Origin of the sequence: Vogesella mureinivorans (assembly GCF_007644035.1) — a bacterium.
In the GTDB taxonomy this organism is placed as follows: domain Bacteria; phylum Pseudomonadota; class Gammaproteobacteria; order Burkholderiales; family Chromobacteriaceae; genus Vogesella; species Vogesella mureinivorans.
Genome location: NZ_VMTV02000346.1, coordinates 81,726 through 105,351 on the forward strand (window position 1 = coordinate 81,726; position 23,626 = coordinate 105,351).

25 protein-coding genes are annotated in these 23,626 nt (G+C 61.2%); 7 read left to right on the forward strand and 18 right to left on the reverse strand.

Translation table 11 applies throughout. The features are described 5' to 3' along the window. Positions 1-88 precede the first annotated feature (88 nt). From FLQ44_RS10585 to cysS, 3 genes are all read right to left on the reverse strand, one after another. Complete coding sequence (locus FLQ44_RS10585) at positions 89-1,033, reverse strand: hypothetical protein (RefSeq protein ID WP_147694363.1); 945 nt, start codon at positions 1,031-1,033, stop codon at positions 89-91. Positions 1,034-1,193: 160 nt separating this feature from the next. Beyond that, positions 1,194-1,409: a 50S ribosomal protein L31 gene (gene rpmE, locus FLQ44_RS10590; RefSeq protein ID WP_017508844.1), complete on the reverse strand. Its 216-nt coding sequence runs from the start codon at positions 1,407-1,409 to the stop codon at positions 1,194-1,196. Between the two features lie 140 nt (positions 1,410-1,549). Continuing rightward, the gene (gene cysS / locus FLQ44_RS10595; protein ID WP_147694364.1) at positions 1,550-2,923 is read right to left on the reverse strand and encodes a cysteine--tRNA ligase; all 1,374 of its coding nucleotides are present in this window, start codon (positions 2,921-2,923) and stop codon (positions 1,550-1,552) included. 131 nt (positions 2,924-3,054) lie between these two features. Between cysS and FLQ44_RS10600 the strand changes: the two genes are divergently transcribed. The 7 genes from FLQ44_RS10600 (at position 3,055) to FLQ44_RS10630 (ending at position 10,736) form a co-directional block, all read left to right on the forward strand. Next, complete coding sequence (locus FLQ44_RS10600; RefSeq protein WP_206208804.1) at positions 3,055-4,833, forward strand: ABC transporter ATP-binding protein/permease; 1,779 nt, start codon at positions 3,055-3,057, stop codon at positions 4,831-4,833. Positions 4,834-4,979: 146 nt separating this feature from the next. Then, positions 4,980-6,365 (forward strand): FAD-binding oxidoreductase, encoded by a 1,386-nt coding sequence (locus FLQ44_RS10605; protein WP_147694365.1) that lies wholly within the window; start codon positions 4,980-4,982, stop codon positions 6,363-6,365. Position 6,366: 1 nt separating this feature from the next. After that, on the forward strand, positions 6,367-7,530 hold the full coding sequence (locus FLQ44_RS10610) for a GGDEF domain-containing protein (protein ID WP_147694366.1): 1,164 nt from the start codon (positions 6,367-6,369) through the stop codon (positions 7,528-7,530). Positions 7,531-7,593: 63 nt separating this feature from the next. After that, a complete protein-coding gene (gene arfB / locus FLQ44_RS10615) occupies positions 7,594-7,989 on the forward strand; it encodes an alternative ribosome rescue aminoacyl-tRNA hydrolase ArfB (protein WP_147694367.1) in 396 nt (131 codons plus the stop codon). A gap of 88 nt (positions 7,990-8,077) precedes the next feature. Then, positions 8,078-8,938 carry a flagellar motor stator protein MotA gene (gene motA / locus FLQ44_RS10620; protein ID WP_147694368.1) on the forward strand — a complete coding sequence of 287 codons (861 nt, stop codon included), beginning with the start codon at positions 8,078-8,080 and terminating at the stop codon, positions 8,936-8,938. A gap of 115 nt (positions 8,939-9,053) precedes the next feature. Beyond that, on the forward strand, positions 9,054-9,707 hold the full coding sequence (locus FLQ44_RS10625) for an HD domain-containing protein (protein WP_147694369.1): 654 nt from the start codon (positions 9,054-9,056) through the stop codon (positions 9,705-9,707). Between the two features lie 114 nt (positions 9,708-9,821). Next, positions 9,822-10,736 carry a glutaminase gene (locus FLQ44_RS10630; RefSeq protein WP_147694370.1) on the forward strand — a complete coding sequence of 305 codons (915 nt, stop codon included), beginning with the start codon at positions 9,822-9,824 and terminating at the stop codon, positions 10,734-10,736. A gap of 63 nt (positions 10,737-10,799) precedes the next feature. Here the strand turns inward: FLQ44_RS10630 and FLQ44_RS10635 are convergent, their stop codons facing one another. From FLQ44_RS10635 to fliF, 15 genes are all read right to left on the reverse strand, one after another. Then, complete coding sequence (locus tag FLQ44_RS10635; RefSeq protein ID WP_170252942.1) at positions 10,800-11,477, reverse strand: substrate-binding periplasmic protein; 678 nt, start codon at positions 11,475-11,477, stop codon at positions 10,800-10,802. A gap of 83 nt (positions 11,478-11,560) precedes the next feature. Continuing rightward, positions 11,561-12,286: a YebC/PmpR family DNA-binding transcriptional regulator gene (locus tag FLQ44_RS10640; RefSeq protein ID WP_147694372.1), complete on the reverse strand. Its 726-nt coding sequence runs from the start codon at positions 12,284-12,286 to the stop codon at positions 11,561-11,563. 79 nt (positions 12,287-12,365) lie between these two features. Beyond that, positions 12,366-13,142, reverse strand: a complete 777-nt coding sequence (gene fliR / locus FLQ44_RS10645; protein WP_147694373.1) for a flagellar biosynthetic protein FliR — start codon at positions 13,140-13,142, stop codon at positions 12,366-12,368. A 3-nt stretch (positions 13,143-13,145) separates the two neighbouring features. Then, positions 13,146-13,415: a flagellar biosynthesis protein FliQ gene (gene fliQ / locus FLQ44_RS10650; protein ID WP_017508832.1), complete on the reverse strand. Its 270-nt coding sequence runs from the start codon at positions 13,413-13,415 to the stop codon at positions 13,146-13,148. Between the two features lie 8 nt (positions 13,416-13,423). After that, entirely contained in the window at positions 13,424-14,167 is a 744-nt protein-coding gene (gene fliP, locus FLQ44_RS10655) for a flagellar type III secretion system pore protein FliP (protein ID WP_147694374.1), read from the reverse strand. After that, the gene (fliO, locus tag FLQ44_RS10660; protein WP_240801245.1) at positions 14,164-14,595 is read right to left on the reverse strand and encodes a flagellar biosynthetic protein FliO; all 432 of its coding nucleotides are present in this window, start codon (positions 14,593-14,595) and stop codon (positions 14,164-14,166) included. The genes fliP and fliO overlap by 4 nt, the downstream gene beginning before the upstream one ends. Then, the gene (gene fliN, locus FLQ44_RS10665; RefSeq protein WP_240801246.1) at positions 14,592-15,050 is read right to left on the reverse strand and encodes a flagellar motor switch protein FliN; all 459 of its coding nucleotides are present in this window, start codon (positions 15,048-15,050) and stop codon (positions 14,592-14,594) included. Before fliN ends, fliO begins: the two co-directional genes overlap by 4 nt. Further along, entirely contained in the window at positions 15,043-16,053 is a 1,011-nt protein-coding gene (gene fliM / locus FLQ44_RS10670; protein WP_147685645.1) for a flagellar motor switch protein FliM, read from the reverse strand. Before fliM ends, fliN begins: the two co-directional genes overlap by 8 nt. 6 nt (positions 16,054-16,059) lie before the next feature. After that, entirely contained in the window at positions 16,060-16,626 is a 567-nt protein-coding gene (locus tag FLQ44_RS10675; RefSeq protein ID WP_147694375.1) for a flagellar basal body-associated FliL family protein, read from the reverse strand. An 87-nt stretch (positions 16,627-16,713) separates the two neighbouring features. Then, the gene (locus FLQ44_RS10680) at positions 16,714-18,153 is read right to left on the reverse strand and encodes a flagellar hook-length control protein FliK (protein WP_170252943.1); all 1,440 of its coding nucleotides are present in this window, start codon (positions 18,151-18,153) and stop codon (positions 16,714-16,716) included. A gap of 108 nt (positions 18,154-18,261) precedes the next feature. Further along, positions 18,262-18,687 carry a flagellar export protein FliJ gene (gene fliJ, locus FLQ44_RS10685; RefSeq protein ID WP_147694377.1) on the reverse strand — a complete coding sequence of 142 codons (426 nt, stop codon included), beginning with the start codon at positions 18,685-18,687 and terminating at the stop codon, positions 18,262-18,264. 9 nt (positions 18,688-18,696) lie between these two features. Further along, complete coding sequence (fliI, locus tag FLQ44_RS10690; protein ID WP_147694378.1) at positions 18,697-20,091, reverse strand: flagellar protein export ATPase FliI; 1,395 nt, start codon at positions 20,089-20,091, stop codon at positions 18,697-18,699. Further along, positions 20,084-20,863, reverse strand: coding sequence for a FliH/SctL family protein (locus FLQ44_RS10695; RefSeq protein ID WP_147694379.1), 780 nt, complete (start codon positions 20,861-20,863; stop codon positions 20,084-20,086). The genes fliI and FLQ44_RS10695 overlap by 8 nt, the downstream gene beginning before the upstream one ends. After that, a complete protein-coding gene (fliG, locus tag FLQ44_RS10700) occupies positions 20,853-21,851 on the reverse strand; it encodes a flagellar motor switch protein FliG (protein WP_147694380.1) in 999 nt (332 codons plus the stop codon). The genes FLQ44_RS10695 and fliG overlap by 11 nt, the downstream gene beginning before the upstream one ends. Further along, complete coding sequence (gene fliF / locus FLQ44_RS10705) at positions 21,844-23,589, reverse strand: flagellar basal-body MS-ring/collar protein FliF (RefSeq protein ID WP_147694381.1); 1,746 nt, start codon at positions 23,587-23,589, stop codon at positions 21,844-21,846. The genes fliG and fliF overlap by 8 nt, the downstream gene beginning before the upstream one ends. Positions 23,590-23,626: the final 37 nt, after the last annotated feature.

A 23,626-nucleotide genomic window follows, 5' to 3' on the forward strand; every position in this document is an offset into this window, starting at 1 on the left:
TAGTGATAATCGCCGCCGGCACCTAGCAGGCAAAACAAACGCCACGCGGCAAGCCGCGTGGCGTGGGCGGGCAAACCGGCTTGCCGGGCTAGCCTAGCTGGCCGCGCAGGCGCAGGCCCAGGCGGGCGATGGCGATTTTCAGGTCGATACGGCGCTTTTGCAGCGAATTACGCAGCTTGTTACGGCGGCGCTGGCGTTTGTGCTCGGGCGCGGCCTGCAGGCGTTTCAGCTCGTCTTCGCGCCAGTGATGCTGGGCGCACGCAGCCGCCAGCTGCGGCACAGACAGCCCTGGCGGCTGCGCGGCAAAAAAGCTGGCCAGGTACAGCGGCGCTTCGTAGCTGTAGTTCCAGTAGTGGTGTAGCGCGGTATCCAGCGCCACCATCTCGTAGCGGCTGCAGGCCACCAGCGACAGGGCAAACTGCTCTACCCAGTTACGCGGCACGACACGGGTAAACAAGTAGTCGCTGACACGGATCACGTCATCAAAAAAGGCAGTGCTGCCGGCCGGTACACCAATGGCCCCGGCGTTCCACATCAGCAGGCTCGAGGTATCGACAATACCCAGCTGCTGCAGCTGCGCCTGTTTTTGCTGTACGTAGCGGTGGTAATCGGGGAAGAATGCTGGCGAAAACGCGCCCTCGGGCACGTGCATGCAGCACAGCGGTGCCTGGCCACCATCGCCGCGCAGGCGGCTGAAGATGTCGTCCGGCAGGTCCAGCCAGCGGGTATCGCAGTCTACATACAGCAGCGGGCCATCCAGCTCGTTACTGGCGCGGCGCAGTACATTCAGCTTGATGCGGTGCACGTAGTCGAACGTGCCACGGAATGCGGCCAACTCGGCGCGCTGCAGCACGATAGCGCGAATCAGCGGGTGCTGCGGCACTTCGCGGGCATCGTCGGTATACACCACGATACGGATATCATCGCGCTGCTGTTGCAACAGCAAATGCAGCAGGGTCAGTACCGAAAAACGGGTCTGGTCGTGGTATTTGCGGCTGCCGTGCGACAGGTACACGATATTGACGGGCATCATCTAACAGGCTCGAAAACGTAAACCGGCATAGTGTAGACCATATGACTACGCCCTGTAGCTGACATTTCAGCCAAAGCCGGCGCGAGTCATATAGAAGAAAGTGGGCAGACATGAAAAAAGGCAGCCGTAGCTGCCTTTATGTCCATCTTGCAAGCGTGAATTAGCGCTTGAAGAAGCTGCCGAACTTCTGGTTGAAGCGATCAACGCGACCAGCGGTATCAACGATCTTCTGTTTACCGGTGTAGAACGGGTGGCACTGGGAGCACACTTCGATATGGAAGGCGTCTTTAGCCATGGTGGACTTGGTGGTGAACTGGTTACCGCAGGAGCAGGTAACGGCTACTTCTTTGTAGTTCGGCTGGATATCGGCTTGCATGGCTTTTCCTTATTAACTCGGGTACAGGGGTTTTGCCTGTACTTCTTCAGAACGCGTGATTATCCAGACTAAAACCGGCATTGGCAAGGAAAAGCTGGCCGCGGCCAACCTTTCCTGCTATATGCGCGGTGTTTTCTCAATCAGGCTCGGCGCCAGGTGGTGGCACCGGCGCTGTCTTCCAGCACGATACCGGCGGCGGTGAGTTCGTCGCGGATACGGTCGGATTCGGCCCAGTTTTTGGCGGCACGGGCATCCTTGCGCGCCTGGATCAGCGCTTCTACCTGCTCGGCAGTCAGGCCGCCCTCGGCGCTATCGCCTTGCAGGAAGGCTTCCGGGTCGCGCTGCAGCAGGCCCAGCACACCGCCCAGGTCTTTCAGCAGGCGTGCCAGCGCCAGGTCTTTGCTCTTGTTCACTTCGCCCGCCAGCTCGAACAGCACCGACACCGCTTCGGAGGTACCAAAGTCGTCGTCCATCGCTGCCTTGAAGCGCGCGGCGTACGGGTTGGCCCAGTCGATGCCGGTGCTGGCTGGCAGCGCCAGCCCGCGCAGCGCGGTGTACAGGCGGGTAAGGCCTTGCTTGGCGTCGTTGAGGATGCCGTCGGTAAAGTTCACCGGGCTGCGGTAGTGGCTGCGCACGATAAAGAAGCGGATCACTTCGCCATCAAAATGGCCCAGTACGTCGCGGATGGTAAAGAAGTTGCCCAGGCTCTTGGACATCTTGGTGCCATCCACATTGATAAAGCCGTTGTGCATCCAGTAGTTCACGTACTGGTGGCCGTGCGCGCCTTCGCTTTGGGCAATTTCGTTTTCGTGGTGCGGGAACTGCAGGTCTTCGCCGCCGCCGTGGATATCGAAATGCTCACCCAGGTGGTGGCAGCTCATGGCCGAGCACTCGATGTGCCAGCCAGGGCGGCCGGCGCCCCACGGGCTTTGCCACTGCGGCTCGCCCGGCTTGGCGGCTTTCCACAGCACAAAGTCGAACGGGTCGCGTTTGTTCGGGTCTACGTCGATGCGCTCGCCGGCGCGCAGGCTTTCCAGCGTTTTGCCGGACAGCTTGCCGTAGCCTTCAAACTCGCGCACGGCGTAGTACACGTCGCCATTGGGCGCCGGGTAGGCCTTGCCACGGTGAATCAGCTTGCTGATGATGTCCTGCATGCCACCGATATGCTGGGTGGCGCGCGGCTCGAAGGTTGGCCGCAGCAGGCCCAGCGCTTCGGTATCGGCGTGCATGTCGGCGATGGTTTCTTCTACCAGCGCCTCGGCGCTAATGCCGCGCTCGGCAGAACGCTTGATGATCTTGTCGTCAATATCGGTAATATTGCGCACATAGGTCACGTCGTAGTTGCTGGCCGCAAACCAGCGGTAGATTACGTCAAAGGCGGTGAGCATGCGGGCGTGGCCGATATGGCACAGGTCATAGACAGTCATGCCACACACGTACATCTTTACCTGGCCGGGTACGAGCGGTTTGAATTCTTCTTTCTGGCGGGTCAGTGTGTTATAGAGCTTGAGCATGGCGTCTTAGCCTGTATCGGTTATCTAACGAACCGCTATTGTAGCAAAGCCGTCAAGCCCCTAGCGTGTAGCGTGGCCGGTAGCTGGCAGGCTTGGCCAAAACAACAAAACCAAGACAGGAGTAATGCATTGTGAATTGGGGAAGCGAAGTGCTGGCCAGCCTGGTATGGCTGGGCCAAGCCATGGTGATTACCCTGCTGCTCAGCGGCGGCGCGCTGTGGCTGCTGACACGCCACACGCAGTGGGGGCGGCAGTTCTGGCAGCTATCGGGCGACTACTTTCAGCCAAGCAAACACGGCTGGCGGCCCCTGCTGAGCCTGCTGCTGATTGTGCTGGTCACGCTGGCCGGCGTGCGGCTGAGCGTACTGTTTTCCAACTGGTACAACGGCATGTACACCGCGCTGCAAAAGCTGGACGAGAAAGCCTTCTGGGCGTCCATGCTGCTGTTTGCCGCGCTGGCCACGGCACACGTTGGCCGCGTGCTGTTTGAATACTATCTGCAGCAGGCGTTTGTGATCCGCTGGCGGCAGTGGCTGAACGAACATTTGCTGGGGCAATGGCTGCAGGGCCAGGCTTACTACCGCAGCCACCATCTGGCCACCCCGGCGGATAACCCGGACCAGCGTATCCAGCAGGACATCAACAGCTTTGTCGGCAGCAGCCTGTCGCTGTCCATGGGCGTGATCGACGCGCTGGTGTCTACCTTCGAGTTCACCCTTATCCTGTGGGGTTTGTCGGGCGCACTGGCCATCTTCGGGGTGGAGATTCCGCGCAGCACGGTGTTCATTGCCTACATCTACGTGATCATTGCCACGGTGTTTGCCTTCCGTATTGGCCGCCCGCTGATCCGCCTGAATTTCCTGAACGAAAAACTCAATGCCGACTACCGCTACAACCTGATGCGGGTGCGCGAGTACAGCGAGAACATTGCCTTTTACCGCGGCGAGCAGGTAGAGGGCGCGGGCCTGCGCCACCGCTTTGGCGAGGTTATCGCCAATAGCTGGGCGCTGGTCTTCCGTAACCTGAAACTGAGTGGCTTCAACCTTACCGTGAGCCAGACCGGTGTGATTTTCCCTTTCCTGCTGCAGGCCAAGCGCTTTTTTGCCAAGGAAATCTCGCTGGGTGACATGGTGCAAACTGCCCAGGCATTTGGCCAGCTGCAAACCAACCTGTCGTTCTTTCGCACCTCGTACGACAATTTTGCCGAGTACAAAGCCGTGCTGGACCGCCTGACCGGCTTCCAGGACGCCTGCCAGCAGGCCGTGCAGCTACCACAAGCCACCAGCAGCCACGCCGATAGCGGCCTGACGCTGCAAGACTTCACCGTACGCCGGCCAGACCAGCAGCTGCTGATCGACAAACTGCAGCTGTCGCTGCACAGCGGCGACGCGCTGCTGATACGCGGCCCGTCCGGTAGCGGCAAAACCACGCTGCTGCGCGCTATTGCCGGGCTGTGGCCACACTGCGACGGGCAGATTGCCTACCCGCAGCAAGCCGCGCTGTTCTTGTCGCAGCGCCCTTACCTGCCACTGGGCAGCCTGCGCGACGCGCTAAGCTACCCGCAAGCGGCCATTGCCGACAGCGCCCGCATCAGCAGCGTGCTGCAGGCCGTGCAGCTGGGGCAGCTGGCCAGCCGCCTGGATGAGGTAGCCGACTGGAGCCGCATCCTGTCGCTGGGCGAGCAGCAACGGCTGGCGTTTGGCCGCCTGCTGTTGGCCGCACCGCAAGTGGCTTTCCTGGACGAAGCCACCTCGGCCATGGACGAAGGGCTGGAAGACGCGCTGTACCGCCTGGTACGCAGCCAGCTGCCGGGCACGGTGCTGGTAAGCGTAGGCCACCGCAGCACGCTGCTGGCACACCATAGCCACCAGCTGCAGCTACAAGGCGAAGGGCGCTGGCAGCTGCAATAGCCGTGCACCATGCAAGCTGGCCGTGTCTGGCCGGCTTGCCGGTTTCACAACAGAAGCACAGGCTATCAAGTGAGCGCTATATATAAATACTGTTAAATTATTCATAATGGGTGATAATTTGACATTCGGCCCTTTGCGAGAAACCCATGACAGCCCCCTCTTCCTGTGGCCCTTTGCTGGCAGCACTCGGCGCCTTGCTGGGCGAGCGCATCTCCACCAGTGATGCGGTGCGTGCCCATCATGGCCACGATGAATCCTGCCACACGGATGCGCTGCCCGACGCGGTAGTGTGGCCGCACAGCACGGCGGAAGTCAGCGCGATTGCCTGCCTGTGCAGCCAGTACGGTGTACCGATGATCCCCTACGGTGCAGGCAGCTCGGTAGAGGGCCATACCCTGGCGATACATGGTGGCATCAGCATTGACCTGTCGCAGATGCAGCGCATCGTGGCGGTACACGAAGCGGACCTGACCGCCACGGTAGAAGCCGGCGTAACCCGCATGCAGCTCAACCGTGAGCTGCGCCACAGCGGGCTGTTCTTTCCCATCGACCCCGGCGCCGATGCCACACTGGGCGGCATGACCGCCACCCGCGCCAGCGGCACCAACGCAGTACGCTACGGCACCATGCGCGAAAACGTGCTGGCGCTCACCGCCGTCCTGGCCAGCGGCGAGGTAGTACACACCGGCACCCGTGCACGAAAATCCTCTGCCGGCTACGACCTGACCCGGCTGCTGGTAGGGTCGGAAGGCACGCTGGCCATCATTACCGAAGTCACCGTGCGTCTGTATGGCATGCCGGAAGCGATGTCGGCTGCGGTGGTAAATTTCGACAGCGTAGCCGGTGCGGTAGACACCGTTATCCAGAGCATCCAGTGCGGCATACCCCTGGCCCGCGCCGAAATGCTGGACGCACTGACCATGCAAGCGGTGAACCGCCACAGCCGTACCGACTACCCCGAGCGCCCCACCCTGTTTCTGGAGTTTCACGGCACAACCGCCAGCGTGGCCGAGCAGGCCGCCATGGTAGGCGAGCTGGCCGCGGCCAACGGTGGCGGCGGCTTTGCCTGGGCCACGCGCGACGAAGAGCGCAACCGCCTGTGGCAAGCCCGCCATAACGCCTACTTTGCCGGCCTGCAGCTACAGCCTGGCAGCCGCTGCGTGGCGACCGATGTGTGCGTACCGATTTCGCGGCTAAGCGAGTGCATAGAGGCCACCTATGCCGACCTGCACGCACAAGGCATGCAAGCGCCGTTGTTCGGCCACGTGGGGGACGGCAACTTTCACCTGATGCTGCTGGTGCAGCCCGGCGACGAGGCCGCCATGGCACAGGCCAAAAGCGTGAACCACCGCCTGATACAGCGGGCACAAGACATGGAAGGCACCTGCACCGGCGAACACGGCATCGGTATCGGCAAGCAGCCTTATCTGGCCGCCGAGGCCGGTACGCACGGCATTGCCATGATGCGCGCCATCAAGCAGGCGCTGGACCCGGCGCAGCTGCTGAACCCCGGAAAGATTTTCTCGCGCTAGCATGACCATGCAGGACAAGCCCTATCGCATGGCGCGTTTTCATACCCGGCAGGATCAGCAAGCACTGGTAGCCAGGCGTACGGCTGCGTTACTGGTGGGCAGCATCTTCACGTTGATGTTCTGCCTGGAATACGTGCAGAACTACGCCCACTGGCAGAGCATTCTGGTGCCACGGGTACTAGCCATCTGCTGGTCTTTTGGTGCACTCATACTTATGCACCGCCGTGGCGCTAGGCTGTGGGGCAATATTTTTCACGTGAGTGCAGGCCTGACCTACCCGGCTGTCGTGGTGTGGTTTGGGTACGAGCTGCACACTATCGGCATAAGCTACCTGACCATGACAGCAGGCTTTGCCATGGTAGACCTGGTACTGATAGCCACAACCTCGCGCTTTCCCTTGCTCTGTGTCGCCGTACTCTGCAACTGGCTCATTGCCATCGCGTCATTGCTGCTATTCGACCTGCCCAGCTTTGCCATCACCACCGTCATCGAAAACGCCACCATCAGCATGCTGCTAAGCCTGGCGGTGGGGCGCATCATGTGCAAGCAGGCCCGGCGCCACTACGACAACCTGCACTTGCTGAAAAAAGCCCGACAACGCGCCGAGCAAGCCATGCGCCAGCTCGCCAGCAGCCACCGCGAAATGCAGCACATGGCCGACCGCGACCTGCTTACCGGCCTGTACAACCGGCGCGCAGGCATACGCCACATCAGCCAGCTACTGGAACACGCCGCCGGGCAAGGCGAAAAAGCCTTGCTGGAAATCGACCTGGACCGCTTTAAACCCATCAATGACCAATACGGCCACAAAGCGGGTGATGTGGTGCTGCAGATCACGGCAGAGCGCCTGCTGACCACGCTGCAACAGCAGGATGTCTGCTGCCGCTTTGGCGGTGATGAATTCATCGTGGCACTGTGCCGGGACAGCAGCCAGGCTATCCGCCATACCATAGACGAGCTGGACTACGCGCTAAGCCGCCCCATCGCCCTGCCATCCGGCGCCGTGGTCTCGGTAAGCGCCAGCATCGGCTACTGCGCGATCAACGCCCAAAGCAAGCTGGAAGCACTGATCGAGCAAGCCGACAATGCCATGTACCTGAAAAAGCGCGAACGCAGCAGCAACCCGCAACAGGCCTTTGCCGAGCGGCGGCAGCAACGCACGTAGCGCTAGCCGCCAGGCACAACAGGCACTACACTGCCGCCAGACTTTTGCAGCAGGAAGAATGACTTGGCCCAGCTCCACCCGGATGACGTGACCTTTACCGCCATACGCGCCCAGGGCGCGGGCGGGCAAAACGTGAACAAGGTGTCGTCCGCTATCCACCTGCGCTTTGATATCCGCGCCTCGCGCCTGCCGGACAGCCTGAAAGAGAAGCTATTGGCCGGTAGCGACCAGCGCATCAACAAAGACGGTGTAGTCATTATCAAGGCGCAGCAGTACCGCACGCAGGAGCAAAACCGCCATGATGCACTGCAGCGCCTGCAGGCCATGATCGATGCGGCCAACATCACGATTAAGGCACGCAAGGCCACCAAACCCACCTGGGGCAGCCAGCAGCGCCGGTTGGCAGGCAAATGCAATCGCGGTAGCATCAAGGCCATGCGCGGAAAAGTAGACTACTGACATGTTGCACTGCGGCTGGCAATCCGGCTGCATCTGTCCTTAAATTCATTCACATCCACGCCTTGCACACTTAGGGGAACGCAGGCTCATGAACGTTGGTATCGGTTATCTCATCGCCTTGGGTTGTATCTTTGGTGCTTACATCATCCACGGCGGCAATATGCAGGTCATCATCAAGGCGCTGCCTACAGAAATGATGGCCATTCTGGGTGGTGCCATCGGTGCCTTCGTGGTGGCCAACCAGGGCAAAACGCTCAAAGCGGTTAAAGCTGCGCTGCCCACGCTATTCAAAGGCTCGCATTACACCAAAGCCCGCTATATGGACCTGCTGGGCATGCTGTTCGAGATTCTGGTCAAGATTCGTAAAGAAGGCCTGATGTCGGTAGAAAAGGACATCGAAGACCCGCACAGCAGCGCGGTATTCTCCAAATACGAAGCTATCGCCCACGACCATCACGTGATGGACTTCATCACCGATTACCTGCGCATCATGGTGTCCGGCAACCTGAACGCCATGGAAATCGAAAACCTGATGGATATCGAAATTGAAACCCATCACCACGAAGGCCATGTTCCGGCAGCCGCCATCACGCGCCTGGGCGATGCGCTGCCGGCGTTCGGTATCGTGGCGGCGGTGCTGGGTGTGGTGAACACCATGGGCTCGGTGGGCCAGCCCCCGGCCGTACTGGGCGGCATGATCGGCTCGGCACTGGTGGGGACCTTCCTGGGTATTTTGCTGGCCTACGGTATTGTGGCGCCGCTGGGCACCTTGCTAGAGCAGAAACTGGACGAGAGCTCCAAAGAGTTCCAGTGCATCAAGACCGTGCTGCTGGCCAGCATGCAGGGCTACGCCCCGCAAACCGCTGTAGAGTTTGGCCGCAAGGTGCTGTACTCCACCGAGCGCCCTACTTTCCAGGAGCTGGAAGAAAGCATCAAAGGCAAGAAATAACCCGCCTCATGCCGATAAAAGCGCCCTGTGGGGCGCTTTTGTTTTTTGGCCGGCCGAGCATTGACAGCGGGCCCTTGGGCTTTTTTAATGAGCGGCCTTTATCGGAAAGCCCCCCATGACGCACGAGCTACCCCACTGGCAGGCATGCTGCCGCAAGCTGGCAACCCGCCACGCAGGCAACGACGGCGCCCACGACCTGGCCCACCTGCAGCGCGTCTGGCAAAGCGCCAGCCAGCTGCTGGCCAGCTACCCGCAAGCCGATGCGCTGGTCGTGATGGCTGCCTGCTACCTGCACGATCTGGTGAACCTGCCCAAGAACCACCCGGAACGCCACCTAGCCTCGCGCCAGGCCGCCGCGCTAGCGTGCAGCGAGCTGGCAGCCGCCGGCTTCCCGGCCGACAAGTTGGCCGCAGTAGGCCACGCTATCGAGGCGCACAGCTTTTCTGCCGCCATCACGCCGCAAACACTGGAAGCGCAAATCGTGCAGGACGCCGACCGGCTGGATGCGCTGGGCGCGGTGGGCCTGGCCAGGCTGTTTTACACCGCCGGCAAAATGGACAGCCAGCTGGCACACCCGGACGACCCGCAGGCCAGGCAGCGCGCGCTGGATGACCGCCGCTACGCACTGGACCACATTACCGTGAAGCTGGCTACCCTGCCCGCCAGCATGCAAACCGAAGCCGGCCGCGCACTGGGCGAACAGCGTCTGGCGTGGGTGATGCAGTTCCGTGCCACCTTTCTGGCGGAATGGGGTACCACCCCAGCCTGAATGCACGCGGGCAGCGCCCGCGGCAGCCTGCGGCCAACCCTGGCGGCAGGGCCCGGCAGCAGGGTGGCAAAGACCACCCGCGCCACCTTCTCTACCACAACACCTGTGATAAAAATGGATATTCAGCAACTGATAGACGACATCGCGCGCGATGTAACCCCCTACCTGCCCGGCGGCAAGCCGGCAGACTACATTCCGGCCCTGGCCGGTGAAAGTGCCGAACAGTTCGCCATGGCCGTGGCCACACTGGACGGGCAGCTCGTTCACACCGGCCTGGCGGACAAGCGCTTTTCCATCCAGAGCATTTCCAAAGCCTTCATGCTGGCGCACACGCTGGCACAGCACGGCGAGCCGATCTGGCAACGGGTAGGCAAAGAGCCATCCGGTAACCCGTTCAACTCGCTGGTACAGCTGGAATACGAGCACGGCATTCCGCGCAACCCCTTCATTAACGCCGGGGCGCTGGTGGTCACCGACATCGCCCTCAGCCAGCAAGGCGATAGCAGCGCCGCGCTGCGCACCTTTCTGCGCGAGGAAAGCGGCGAGCCGGCGCTGGACTTTGACTATGTGATTGCCTCGTCCGAAGCCGAGCACGGCCACCGCAATGCCGCGCTGGCGCACTTCATGAAAAGCTGCGGCAATATCCGCAACCCGGTAGACCAGATACTGGCGCACTACTTCCGCGCCTGCAGCCTGCGTATGTCGGTACGCGAGCTGGCCCGTGCCGGCCTGTTTCTGGCTAACCACGGCGCCTCGCCGGTCAGCGGCCAACAGCGCCTGAGCCGCAGCCAGGCCAAACAGGTGAACGCCATCATGCTGACCTGCGGCACCTACGATGCAGCAGGCGAGTTTGCCTACCGCGTGGGTCTGCCGTGCAAGAGTGGCGTGGGTGGCGGCATTCTGGCCATCCTGCCGGGCAAGATGAGCATTGCCGTATGGAGCCCGGGGCTGGATGCACGTGGCAACTCGCTGGCCGGCTTAGAGGCGCTGGACCGTTTTACCACCCGCAGCGGCGAATCGGTGTTCTGATGAAGGTTGGCCGCATAGGCAGCAGCAGCCTGCGGCCAACCTTCGCCATGGCACGCCATACGCCTAATATCGCGCCTGGGCCTCGGCCAGCAAATAGTTCAGGCTGCGGTCCTGCTTCATACGCCGCAGCGTCTGGTTAATGCGTGTCATCAGCGCCTGCGCCTGCGGGTGCTGTCGCGCAATGGCAAAATAGTTCGGGTCTTGCATGATCGGCAGGCTGACAATACGCAGCTGCTCGATGGGAATGCGCGCCTGACGGGCGTTGTAGCGCACGGCATGAGCGCCACCAGCAATCACGGCGGCGTCCAGCCTGCCCGCCAACAGCATCAGCAGCCGCTGTGCCGGGCCACCATCTTCGTTGATGCGCATAGCAGGCATGGCGGCATTAAAGGCCTCGCTAAAACGCGATGCGCGGGTGGTGCCTACCCGCCGCCCTGCCAGATCGGTAGGGTGATGAAAGGCAAAGGGGCGGGCTGCCGCCTGCACCAGCACCACCGGGTCGTCCATCACCACACTGGAAAACAGCATCTGCGCTTCGCGCTCTGGCGTACGGGAAAACACCGGCGCCATGATGCCCCTCCCTGCGGCTACCTCCTGGATGGCACGCGCCCACGGCAGGCAGCGCGCCTCGGCCTCGATACCCGCCTGTTTCAAGATAGCCAGCCCCAGCTCCACGCCGTAGCCACGCAGCCGGCCATATTCTGCATAGTGTTTGGGCACCGTATGTTCGCTGCAATACATGCGCAGCGCCTCGGCCTGCGCAGGCATGAGCAAGCAAAAGAAAAAGCCTGCTAGGCAGGCTTTGGGTAACTGGGTGGCCAAGCTCAGTCGTCCAGCACGGCCGAGGTGTATACCTCTTGCACGTCGTCCAGGTCTTCCAGCGCGTCCAGCAGCTTTTGCATGCGCACGGCGTCGTCGCCGGCCAGCACGCTTTCATTTTGCGGGCGCATGGTGACTTCGCCCATTTCCGACTTGAAGCCAGCCGCTTCCAGCTCGCCCTTGATGCGGGTGAACTCGTACGGCGGGGTAATCACCTCCAGCGAGCCGTCGTCGTTGCTGACCACGTCGTCGGCACCGGCTTCCAGCGCTTTTTCCATCAACGCATCTTCGTCGGTACCCGGCGCAAACACCAGGTAGCCGCAGTGGGTAAACTGGAACGCCACGCAGCCGTCGGTGCCCATATTACCACCGTATTTGGAGAAAGCATGGCGCACGTCGGCTACGGTGCGGGTTTTGTTGTCGGTCAGGCAGTCCACCATCACGGCCGCGCCGCCAATGCCGTAACCTTCGTAACGGCATTCCAGGTAATCCACGCCTTCCAGCGTGCCGGCACCGCGGTCGATGGCGCGCTGGACGTTGTCCTTGGGCATGTTGGCATCCCAGGCCTTATCCACCGCCAGACGCAGGCGCGGGTTGGAATCGATGTCGGCGCCACCCATTTTGGCAGCAACGGTGATTTCCTTGATCAGACGGGTAAAGATTTTGCCGCGCTTGGCGTCAGCGCGTTCCTTCTTGTGCTTGATATTCGCCCATTTACTGTGGCCAGCCATAAAAGCCTCGGTTTCAGTGTGTTGGCAGCCTGCCACCGGCAAGCCGCAAAAATTTTCAGTGCGGGATTCTAGCAAAAAGCTAGCGCGCCTTCAGCAACGCTGCAATAAAGTCGAAAGACTCGCGGTAAAGCTGCGACAAGGCGGGCTCCATCAGCGGCAGCGACAGGTAGAGCGCTACAAAGCCAATGAACAGCGTGACGGGAAAGCCAAAGGAGAACACGTTGAACTGCGGCGCCGCGCGGGTCATCACCCCGATAGCCAGGTTGACTACCAATAGCGTGCCAACGACCGGCAAAGACAGCCACAGCCCCCATTCAAACAGCTTGCCCCCCCATACGGCCAGGCTATACAGCGAAGCCGCCGGAAACGGCGCCCCCACCGGCATCAGGCGGAAGCTTTCGGCCAGGGTGGCAATCAACACCTGGTGGCCGTCAAAGGTCAGGAAGATCAGGGTGGCAAATACGCTCAGTACGCGGGAAACAGCCGGTACCTGGGCGGAGTGCTGCGGGTCGAAAAACATGGCAAAGCCCAGGCCCATCTGGCTGCCCATCAGAAAACCGGCCATTTCTACCCCGGTGAGCACGATGCGCATCACCGTGCCGATGATGATGCCGATCAGCAGCTGCTGCATGACGATCAGCGTGCCCTGGGCCGACACCACCGACACCTCGGGCATGGGCGGCAGTACCGGCGCCAGCACAATGGTAAGAAACATGGCGAAACCCGCCTTGTAGCGGCGCGGTATGCTTTTGGACGACAGCAGCGGGTCGGCCAGCATCAGGCCCACAATGCGGGCAAACGGCCACAGGAAATACGCCAGTAGCGCATTGATCTGGGCATCGCCGAAACTGATCATGTGTTAGCCGATAACGCTGGGAATGCTCTGGAACAGGCGCGTCATGTAGTCCAGCAGGGTGGTCATCATCCAGGGGCCGGCCAGCACCAGCACCAGAAACATGGCCAGCAGCTTGGGGATGAAGGTGAGCGTCATTTCGTTGATCTGGGTGGCCGCCTGCAAGATGCTGACCAGCAAGCCCACCAGCAGCGACACGGCCAGCGGTGGCGCCGATACCAGAATCAGTACAAACAGCGCGTTCTGCACCAGGTTAATGACGGTTTCAGGGGTCATGTCAGCTCCTACTTGGCGGCAAAGCTCTGCACCAGCGAGCCCATGATCAATGCCCAGCCATCTACCAGCACGAACAGCATCATTTTGAATGGCAGGGAAATGATCACCGGCGACACCATCATCATGCCCATGGCCATCAGGATACTGGCCACCACCAGGTCAATGATCAGAAACGGGATAAACACCATGAAGCCGATCTGGAATGCGGTTTTCAGCTCGCTCACCACAAAGGCCGGCACCAGGGTTTTCAGTGACACGTCGGCCTTGCTGGCCGGGGCGGGTGACTGCGAAATCTCGATGAAAAACTGCAAGTCTTTCTCGCGTGTCTGCGACAGCATGAAAGCCTTCATCGGTATGGCTGCTTCGTCGGCGGCCTGCTGAAAGGTGATACGGTCTTCAGACAACGGCACCCAGGCTTTGTTATAAACCTGCTCCAGCGTAGGGGTCATCACGAAGATGGTCAGAAACAGTGCCAGGCCAATCAGCACCTGGTTGGGCGGCGACTGCATGGTACCCAGCGCCTGGCGCAGCAGCGACAGCACAATCACGATGCGGGTAAACGCGGTCATCATCAGTGTCATGGCAGGGATAAAACTGAGGCCCGTCATAAGCAATAACATCTGCAGGCTGAGCGAATAGTTTTGCCCGCCCCCCGGTGCCGGGGTGCTGTTCATCATGGGCAGGCCTGCGGCCCATACGCTTACCGGCAATACCAGTGACAGCAGCATTACCAGCCAGAACTTTCGTTTCATTCGCCCTCGCCCCCTTGGCGCTTACGGCTTTTTTCAATGGCTGCGGCCAACCACTGCGCAAATGGCGGCGTGGCAGCAGTAACGTTGGCCGCATCGGCCTGCGGTGGTTTATCCATGGTTTTGAGCAGGTTGACACTGCGGGACGTGACCCCCAGCACCAGCCACTCTCCCCCCAGCTCGACAATCACCACGCGCTCGTGCGGGCCCACCATCACCCCGCTCACCACGCGGGCAGGCTGAAAACGGCCCAGCATGCTACCCATGGTGAAGCGGCGAAACAGCCAGGCCGCGGCAAAAATCAGCCCCAATACCAGCAGCAGGCCAAACACCATTTGCACCATGCTCCAGAAAGGCGAAGGCCCCTCTACCGGAGGGGCCGCCCAGGCCGGGCTGGCTAGCAGGACGCACAGCGTAGATTTCAGTTTCATTTTTGCAGGCGGCGGATACGTTCAGCAGGGGTAATGATATCGGTCAGGCGGATACCGAAGCGGTCGTTTACCACGACCACCTCGCCCTGGGCAATCAGGCAGCCGTTCACCAGCACGTCCATGGGCTCGCCGGCCAGGCCATCGAGCTCTACCACCGAACCCTGTGCCAGCTGCAGCAGGTTGCGGATAGCGATCTTGGTGCGGCCCAGCTCTACCGTGAGCTGTACCGGGATATCCAGAATCATGTCCAGGTTTTGCGGTACCGATTGGGCACTGCTGGCACCGGAGAAATCCTGGAACAGCGAGCTGGCAGTCTTGACCTCGGCAGCGGCGGCACTTTCGGCCACCTCCTGCTCGGCCATGGCGGCCGCCCAGTCGTCCATCACGCCCGCATCGCTACTATCGTCTACAGCACCCGCAACAGAATCCGGGTCAAAGGCTTGCTCGTCAGCCATCTTCGTTCTCTCCATTGGGCAGGTCGGCCAGGTCGTGCGCGCCGGCCAGAATTGCATCTACTTTCAGTGCGTAGTTACCGGTAACCGTGCCATAGCTGCACTCCAGCACGGGGATACCCGATACGTCTGCAACAATTTTCTCGGGGATGTCCACCATGACCACATCACCCTCTTTCAGGTTCAGGATCTGGCCCAGGCTGATCTTGGCGGTAGCCAGCGTGGCCACCAGCTCTACCTCGGCCGCCTGCACCTGGCGTTGCATCAGGTTGACCCAGCGGTTATCCACCTCGGTACGGTCGGCCTGCATGGTACTGGCCAGAATGTCGCGCAGCGGCTCTACCATCGAGTATGGCAGGCAAACGTGAAAATCGCCGCCGCCGGCACCCAGCTCGATATGGAACGTTACCGCCACCACCACCTCGGTAGGGGTGGCGATGTTGGCGAACTGGGTGTTCATCTCGGAGCGCAGATAAGAGAACTCGATGGGGTACACCGGCTCCCAGGCTTTCTGGTACTCGGTAAACACCACTTCCAGCATTTTCTGGATGATGCGCTGCTCGGTAGGGGTGAAATCCCGCCCCTCTACCCGTACGTGGAAGCGGCCATCGCTACCAAACAGGTTATCCACCACCAGAAACACCAGATCCGGGTCGAAAATCAGCAAGCCGGTACCACGCAGCGGCTTGATATGCACCAGGTTCAGGTTGGTAGGAACCACCAGGTTACGAATGAATTCGCTGTATTTCTGTACCCGTACCGGCCCCACCGATATCTCGGCATTGCGGCGGATAAAGTTGAAAAAACCGATACGCAGGTTACGCGCAAAACGCTCGTTGATAATCTCGAGCGTCGGCATGCGGCCGCGGACAATGCGCTCTTGCCGGCCGATATCGTACGACCGTACCGCGCCACTGTCCGCACCACCGCTTTCGTCGTCCTCTTCCCCGGTGACGCCACGTAGTAGCGCGTCGACCTCTTCCTGGGACAGGATTTCATCAGCCATACGGGATTACTGCTGCTGGATGATGAAGGAGGTAAACAGAACGCTATCGACCGGCTCTTCTTCGGCCGCGTCCATGGATTCATTCATGATGCGCTTGATCTGGGCGCGCAGCTTCACCTTGCCTTCAGCGGACGCAACGTCTTCTTCGGTTTTGGAAGACAGCAGCAAGATCACGGCGCTACGGATCTTGGGCATGTAGGCTTTGAAGTTGGTTTTGGCCGCCTCATCCAGCAGCTCCGCCTGCATCTCGAGCTGCAGCATCGGTGCGGTTGGGCCACCGGACAGGTTCACCACGAAGGGTTCGACTTTCTCGAAAATCGGTGGGCCTTCTTTTTTCTCTTTTTTCTTCGGCTCTTTTTCCTGCTCTGCGGCGGCGCCATGTGCACCACCGGCAGCGGCCTCGGCTGCGTGCTTCTGGCCCAGGAACAGGTAAGCACCCAAACCGCCAACGGCCGCCAGGACCAGAACCAAAAGAACAATCACGATAATCATCAGCTTTTTATTGCCACCGGCCGGTGCCGGTGCCCCTGCAGCTGCTGCTTTCGGGTCTTCTTTTTTCTCTTTTTCAGCCATTTGGGTTTAACTCGTCATGAGGAAATTGTTAAAGCGTATTTTCCCCATTTCCGGGTCAATTGAACAGCGTTTCCACCGATTAAAGCATCAGGCGTGAATACTCAGCCCGTTTTGGCGTGTAGATACGGCAGACAGTGCCGGTTCTGGCTCGGGCAATGCCTCTTCCTGGCCTGCTGCATGGCCTGGCTGCCGCCCTTGCCTACCCGCCTGCTGCTGCGCGTGCTCTTGCGCCTGCTGCTGTGCTTGCTGCTGATGCTGGGTAGATACCTGGGTACTGCCCAGCTGGATGCCACTGTTCTCCAGCATGCGCGCCAGCTGGGGCAGGCTGCTCTCTACAATGGCTTTGGCCTCCGGGTTGGCCGCTACCACAGAAATGGCGGCCTGATCCTGGCTATCGAAGCGAATCGAGATATCCAGCGGGCCCAGGTTTTCCGGCGACACCCGGATAGAAGCACTATCCAGCTTCAAGGCCACCATGCTGCCTACTTTCTCGCCAAAAGCCGACTGCCATTCGGCTGTACGTGCCATGGGGGGGTCAATACGCCATGCCTGCGCGGCGGTGGCAGGCGCGGCAGTTGTCAACACTGGCGGCAAGATTTGCCGCTGGCCGGCCACCATCTCTGCCGCCTCATCTGCCGCAGCGCTGGCTGCCTGCTCGGCCAAACCAGCCTGCTGCATTTCCTTGCGGAACATCAGGCGTACATCTGCAGGCAGGATATCGGCCTTGCCATGCGCCGGCACGGTCACGGCCTGCATCGGGCTGTCGTCACGGGCAGTAAAGCCGCTTTGCTGGCCTGCTTGCTGAGCCAGCACAGGGACGGTTTGCGCGGGTGGCAACACACTGGCCGTACTACTCTTGTCTGCCAGTAGCTTGCTCACATCCGACGCTGCAGCAGGTGGCGCGCCCACCGCTTCACGCCTCGTCACTACCGCATCAGAAGGCTGCTGGGTGGGTGCGGCCAACGGCAAAGCGCCTAGTGCGGCCTGCTGCACTACAACAGCTGCCGATGCGGGCTGGCTAGCTGCCGGGCTTGGCGCAGCTTGTGGCGCAGCCAGCGGCAATGCCGCCATGCCGGCCTGGGCGGCGAGCAATGCCTGGTCTGGCTGGCCGGGCTGGTCTTGCTGTTGCTGTTGTGCGCTATCACCCAGCGCTGGCAAGGCCTGCTTTTCTTGCACGGGCGGGGGCAGTGATGCAGGCGGCTGCAGCAAACCGGACATCTGCATCATCATGGCAGCATCGCTAGCAGCAGGCTGTGCGGCCAACGATAGTTCGCCCTGCGTGACAGGTGTGTCGCGTTTGGCAGATGCCCCCGGCGTGGCGGGCAGCAGCGAAGCCGGTGTCGCCACCGGCAAACCCAGCAAGCTGGTCAGGTCTGCCTGCTGGCCTTGCCCCCCCTCGCCAAGCTGGCCGGCAAACAGGCTGGCAAACAAGCCATCGCCTGCGGTAGCAGCCGTGCTGCCTGCGGCGGGCATGGCTGCGCTCTGGCTGGCAACGGCCGCAGTGGCGCTGTGTGATACGGGTTTCAAGGAGAAGCTCATGGCCGGCACCCCATGTACGGAATGAGGGGGTTAAAGCAGGAAACATGCCAATAGAAATACGATCAGTACCACGCCGTGCAAGCCTGGCGGGCGTGGCTATTCGGGCTTGGGCCGGGCGGCAAATTCGTCTAGTGCTTTTTGCTCTTGCCGGCGTTGGCGCAGCGCCAGGCGGGCTTTCTCGCGCTCTTGCAGTACTTCATAGGATTTCAGCTGCTTGCGCTGCTGCAGCCACGCCTGTTTTTCCATCAGGAAGCGCTGCAGGCTGCGGTCTACCTCCCGCGTTTGCTGCTCGCGTGCATCATCCAGCTTTTGCAAAAACAGGCGATAGTCGGCCCATTGCGCCACACTGGTACCCGACTGGCCCAGCGACAACATGCGCTGCTGATAGTCGCCGATATAGCCTGTGATTTGCGCCAGCGTGTTTTCAGCCTGGGTATGCGCCAGCTGTGCCTTGCGCATGCGCTCTGCCGCCGCGTCCATGCGGTCGGTGGCCAGGCGGACTAGCAGGGCAAATTTGCTCATGGCCTAGGCCTAGCCTGCCAGCACATCGTTCAGCAGCAGCGTGGTCATGCCAGCGTCCACGTTTTCATGCTGCGCCTGGGTCAGAAACCCGGTCAGCCGGGTATGCAGGCGGATGGCTTCGTCCAGCATCGGGTCGGAGCCGGGTACATAGGCGCCGACGCTAATCAGGTCGCGGCTGCGCTGGTAGCGCGAAAACAGCTGCTTGAAGCGGCGGGCGCTGTCCATGTGCTCGCGCGGCACCACGTCTACCATCACCCGCGAGATGGATTGCTCGATATCGATGGCCGGATAGTGGCCAGACTCGGCCAGCTCGCGCGATAGCACAAAGTGGCCATCCAGAATGGCCCGCGCCGAGTCGGCGATAGGGTCTTGCTGGTCGTCGCCCTCGGACAGCACCGTGTAGAAGGCAGTAATGGAGCCACCACCGGCCTCGCCATTACCGGCGCGCTCGATCAGCTGTGGCAACTTGGCAAATACCGATGGCGGGTAGCCTTTGCTAACCGGTGGCTCGCCAATGGCCAGGGCAATTTCGCGCTGCGCCATGGCGTAGCGGGTAACCGAATCCATCAGCAGCAGCACATCCAGCCCCTGGGCACGGTAGTACTCGGCCAGCGCCGTGGCGTAGGCGGCGCCGTGCAGGCGCATCAGCGGCGGCATGTCGGCCGGGGCGGCCACTACCACCGAGCGTGCCAGGCCTTCTTCGCCCAGAATGTGCTCGATGAAGTCTTTCACCTCGCGGCCCCGCTCGCCAATCAGCCCCACCACCACCACGTCGGCACGGGTGTAGCGCGCCATCATGCCCAGCAGCACGGATTTACCCACGCCCGAGCCGGCAAACAGGCCCAAACGTTGGCCGCGGCCAACCGTGAGCAGGCCATTAATGGCCTTGACGCCCACATCCAGCACGTGCCGCACCGGCGTACGCTGCAAGGGATTCAAAGGCTGGCTGTACAAAGGAAAGTAAGCTTCGGGGAATATCTGGCCTTTGCCATCCAGCGGGCGGCCTAGCGAGTCCAGCACGCGGCCCAGCAGGCTCAACCCCACCGGCACCTGGCGCCCCAGCGGGCCATTTACCTCGGCATTCACCTGCTGCTGCCCGTAGGCCGGCGGCTGAATACTGCGTGCTGGCCGCACCGGCGTGCCTGGCAGCAGCCCCTGGATATTGGCCACCGGCATCAAAAACAGCTTGTCGCCGGCAAAACCGACCACCTCGGCTTCTACCTTGTGGCCTTGGGCAAGGTGTACTTCGCAAGCACTGCCCACCGGCAAACGCAGGCCAACCGCCTCCATCACCAAGCCGGTCACACGGGTAAGCTGGCCCTCTGGCAACCAGGCCGGGGTATTGGCGACGGTTTGCTGGCAGGCGGCCAGGTAGCTGCGCTGGCTTTGCAGCAGGTCAATCATGCGCGGGCAACCCCAGCGCCTGGCGCAATGCGGCCAACCTTGGCGGTAGTGTCAGGTCCAGCTTGACGCTGCCGGTATCTACCACGCAGCCACCGCGCACCACGGCATCATCGGCCACCCACTGCCAGCTCACCCCGGCAAAACGCTCCTGCGCAAAAGCCTGTATCACCGCTATGTCTTCCGGGTGGGCGCGCACGCGTGCCTGTAGCAGGCCCTGCCCCAGCTCATCCAGCGCGGCCTGCAACACAGGCAGTACGGCGGCCCTGTCCAGCGCGATCTTGCTGGCGACGATCTGCTCGGCAAAACCGACCGCCAGCTGCAATACCTCGGCAGACAAGGCCGTGCCCAGCTGCTGTAGCTGGGTTTCCATGGCTTGCTGCAGCTCGGCCAGTGGTGCCCAGTATGTTTCGAACTGCTGGGCTGCATCGGCCAGCGCTTGCTGTGCCCCCTCGGCCTGCCCCAGCTGCAGCCCTTCTTCTTTGCCTGCTTCAAAGCCAGCCTGCCAGGCTTCCTGATGAATGGCCTCCAGTTCGGCTGCGGTGGGGTAAGCCGGTGGTGGCAACGCGTCTTCTGGCGCGACTGCCGACTCGGGCTGCTCGGGCGGCGTCGCCTCTACCGTGTCCTGCTGCAAAGCAGAAACCCCCTCTGCGGGGGCTTCAGTCGCGGCAATGCTGGCTTCGGGCTGCGGGGCGGGCTGCGCCCCTATCTCGCCAAAGCGCCAGGACTGCCACTGGCCCAGCGCTTCCGCCGGGATGATGTTGTTACTCGACAAGGCCTTCGTCTCCACCTTTGCTTGCGATCACGATCTGGCCTTCGTCTGCCAGCTTGCGCACAATTTTGAGAATCTCTTTCTGCTCGGCTTCCACTTCGGACAGCTTGACCGGGCCTTTGGATTCCAGATCATCACGCAGCATCTCGGCTGCACGCGACGACATATTGCGGAAGATCTTGTCCTTGAGCTCCTGGCTGGTACCTTTCAGTGCCACCACCAGCGAGTCGGACTGCACTTCGCGCAGGATGGTCTGGATAGAGCGGTCGTCGATTTCCAGAATGTTGTCGAACACGAACATCTTGTCCTGAATGCGCTGCGCCAGCTCCGGGTCGTACTCGCGGATATACGACAGCGCAGAGGCTTCCACATTGGAGCCCAGGAAGTTCAGGATCTCGGCAGTCATGCCCACGCCACCCGCCGCGCTCTTCTTCACGCGGTCGGAGCCGGACAGCAGCTGGGTCAGCACGTCGTTCAGCTCGCGCAGAGCCTGCGGCTGCACACCTTCCAGCGTGGCGGTACGGATCAGTACTTCGTTACGCATACGCTCGGGGAAGTAGGCCAGAATGGCGCTGGACAGGTCGGGGTCCAGGTGCACCATGATGGTGGCAATAATCTGCGGGTGCTCGTTGCGAATCAGGTCTGCCGCGGACGATGGGTCCATCCACTTCAGGCTTTCGATACCGCTGTGATCGTTGCCCTGCAGAATCTTGTCCAGCAGGTTGGCCGCTTTATCCGGGCCCAACGCCTCTACCAGTACGTTGCGCAGGTATTCGTCGGTGGCGCCAAAGTTGGCGCGGGCGGCACATTCTTCGCGGAACTGCCCCACGACTTTTTCGACTTCTTCATGGCTCAGGTTACTCAGGCTGGCCATGGCCAAGCTGAGCTTTTGCACTTCCTTGGGCCCCAGGTACTTGAATACCTCAATGGCCTCGGCCTGACCCAGGCTGAACAGCAGCACCGAGCTGCGACGAATACCGGCATCACTCATCTGACGTTATCCATTCTTTAATGATCTGCGCCGCCATGCGCGGGTCAGCTTTCACCAGGTCACGCGCAGCCTGCAGATGGGCTTCGTACTGACGACGGGCTTGCTCTTTCGGATCGCCACTATCACCGCCACCCGCTGCGCCACCTTCACCACCGGATTCGCCACCCTCTTCGCCATCTTCACCGGCCACCGCCAGCAAGCGCCCGCCAGCCGCGGCCGCAGCCTCTTCTGTCTCTGGCGTATCGGCAGCAGGGGGTTTGGCCACATCCCGCATGATGGGGCGCACCACACCAAACAACAGGTACAGCACGGCAAGGGCCAGCAGGCCGTATTTGATCAGCTCACCCGCATTGGCGCTGAGGAAATCCAGTGCACGATCTTTTGCTGTGCTGACCGGTACGGCATCAGCAAAGCTGGCATTCACCACGTTTACCGAATCACCACGATCTTTATTGTAGCCGATGGCCTCTTGTACCAAGCTCTGGATTTGGGCTGACTCTTTGTCAGTCAGCGGTGTCGGTTTTGCTTCGCCATTGGCGTCCGGCACCATCTTGTAATTGACCACTACCGCAGCTGTCAGGCGCTTGATATTGCCTTTGGGCATCTTGGTGTGCTGGATAGTCTTGTCAACTTCGTAGTTGGTGGTAATTTCGCGGTGGGTGGTACCCGACGCGGTGCCCATGGGCAGGCCGGATAGCGTGGCGGTACCCGGGGCGGCACCCGGTGGTAGCGTCAGCGGTGCAGACGCAGCAGACGGCGGCTGGTTGGTCAGTGCACCCGGCACACCCGAGGGCAAGCTGGCATCTTTGCCCAGCGATTCGACAATCTGCTGGCTGCGCGTAGCCGACGGGTTGGGCGTAGAGTTGGGGCGGTAGGTTTCCGAGGTTTGCTCCACCTCGGCAAAATCTACCGCAGCGGTAACCTGGGCGCGGGCGTTACCCTTGCCAAAGATGGGCTCCAGAATAGCCTCTACCCGCTTGGCGTAGTCGGCTTCGATCTGGCGCACGTAGTCCAGCTGGCGGCGGTCCAGGCCAGAGGCGTTGTTCAGGTCTGGCAGGCTGGACAGCAGGTTGCCGTCTTGGTCCACGATAGATACATTGCGCACCGGCAGGTTAGGCACCGAGCTGGACACCAGGTGCAAAATACCGGCTATCTGGCCTGCATCCAGAATGCGCCCGCCACGCATGCTCAGCATGACCGAGGCAGTAGGCAGCTGCTGCTCGCGCACAAAGACGCTTTGCTTGGGCATGGCCAGGTGAACACGCGCGGTTTCCACCACGCCGACCGATTCAATCGTACGGGCCAGCTCGCCCTCGATGGAACGCTGGTAGTTCACCTGTTCGGCAAACTGGCTGATGCCGAATTTCTGCTTGTCCATCAGCTCGAAGCCCACACCGCCAGCCTTGGGCAGGCCCTGGCTGGCCAGCTTCAGCCGCACATCGTAGACCTTGTCGCTGGGCACCGAAATCACCCCGCCATCACTGATCTGGTAGGGCACATTCATTTGCTGCAGCGACGCAGTGATCTGGCCGCCATCACGGTCGGCCAAGCCAGTAAACAGGACTTTGTAAGCGGGTTCGCGGTTGAAAGCGAAAAGAGCAATAGCAATAGACAACACCGCTGCGACAGCGGTGAAGAAGAGAATTTTTTTGTTGTTGGGAAGGGCCTTGAAGCGCTCTAGCACTTCATTAAGGCGCACTTTCCAGGCAGGCGCAGCGTTGTCTACCAGATCAGCCATACAGTGGTTGTTTCGTTATTGATCTTCCGCTGCAAGC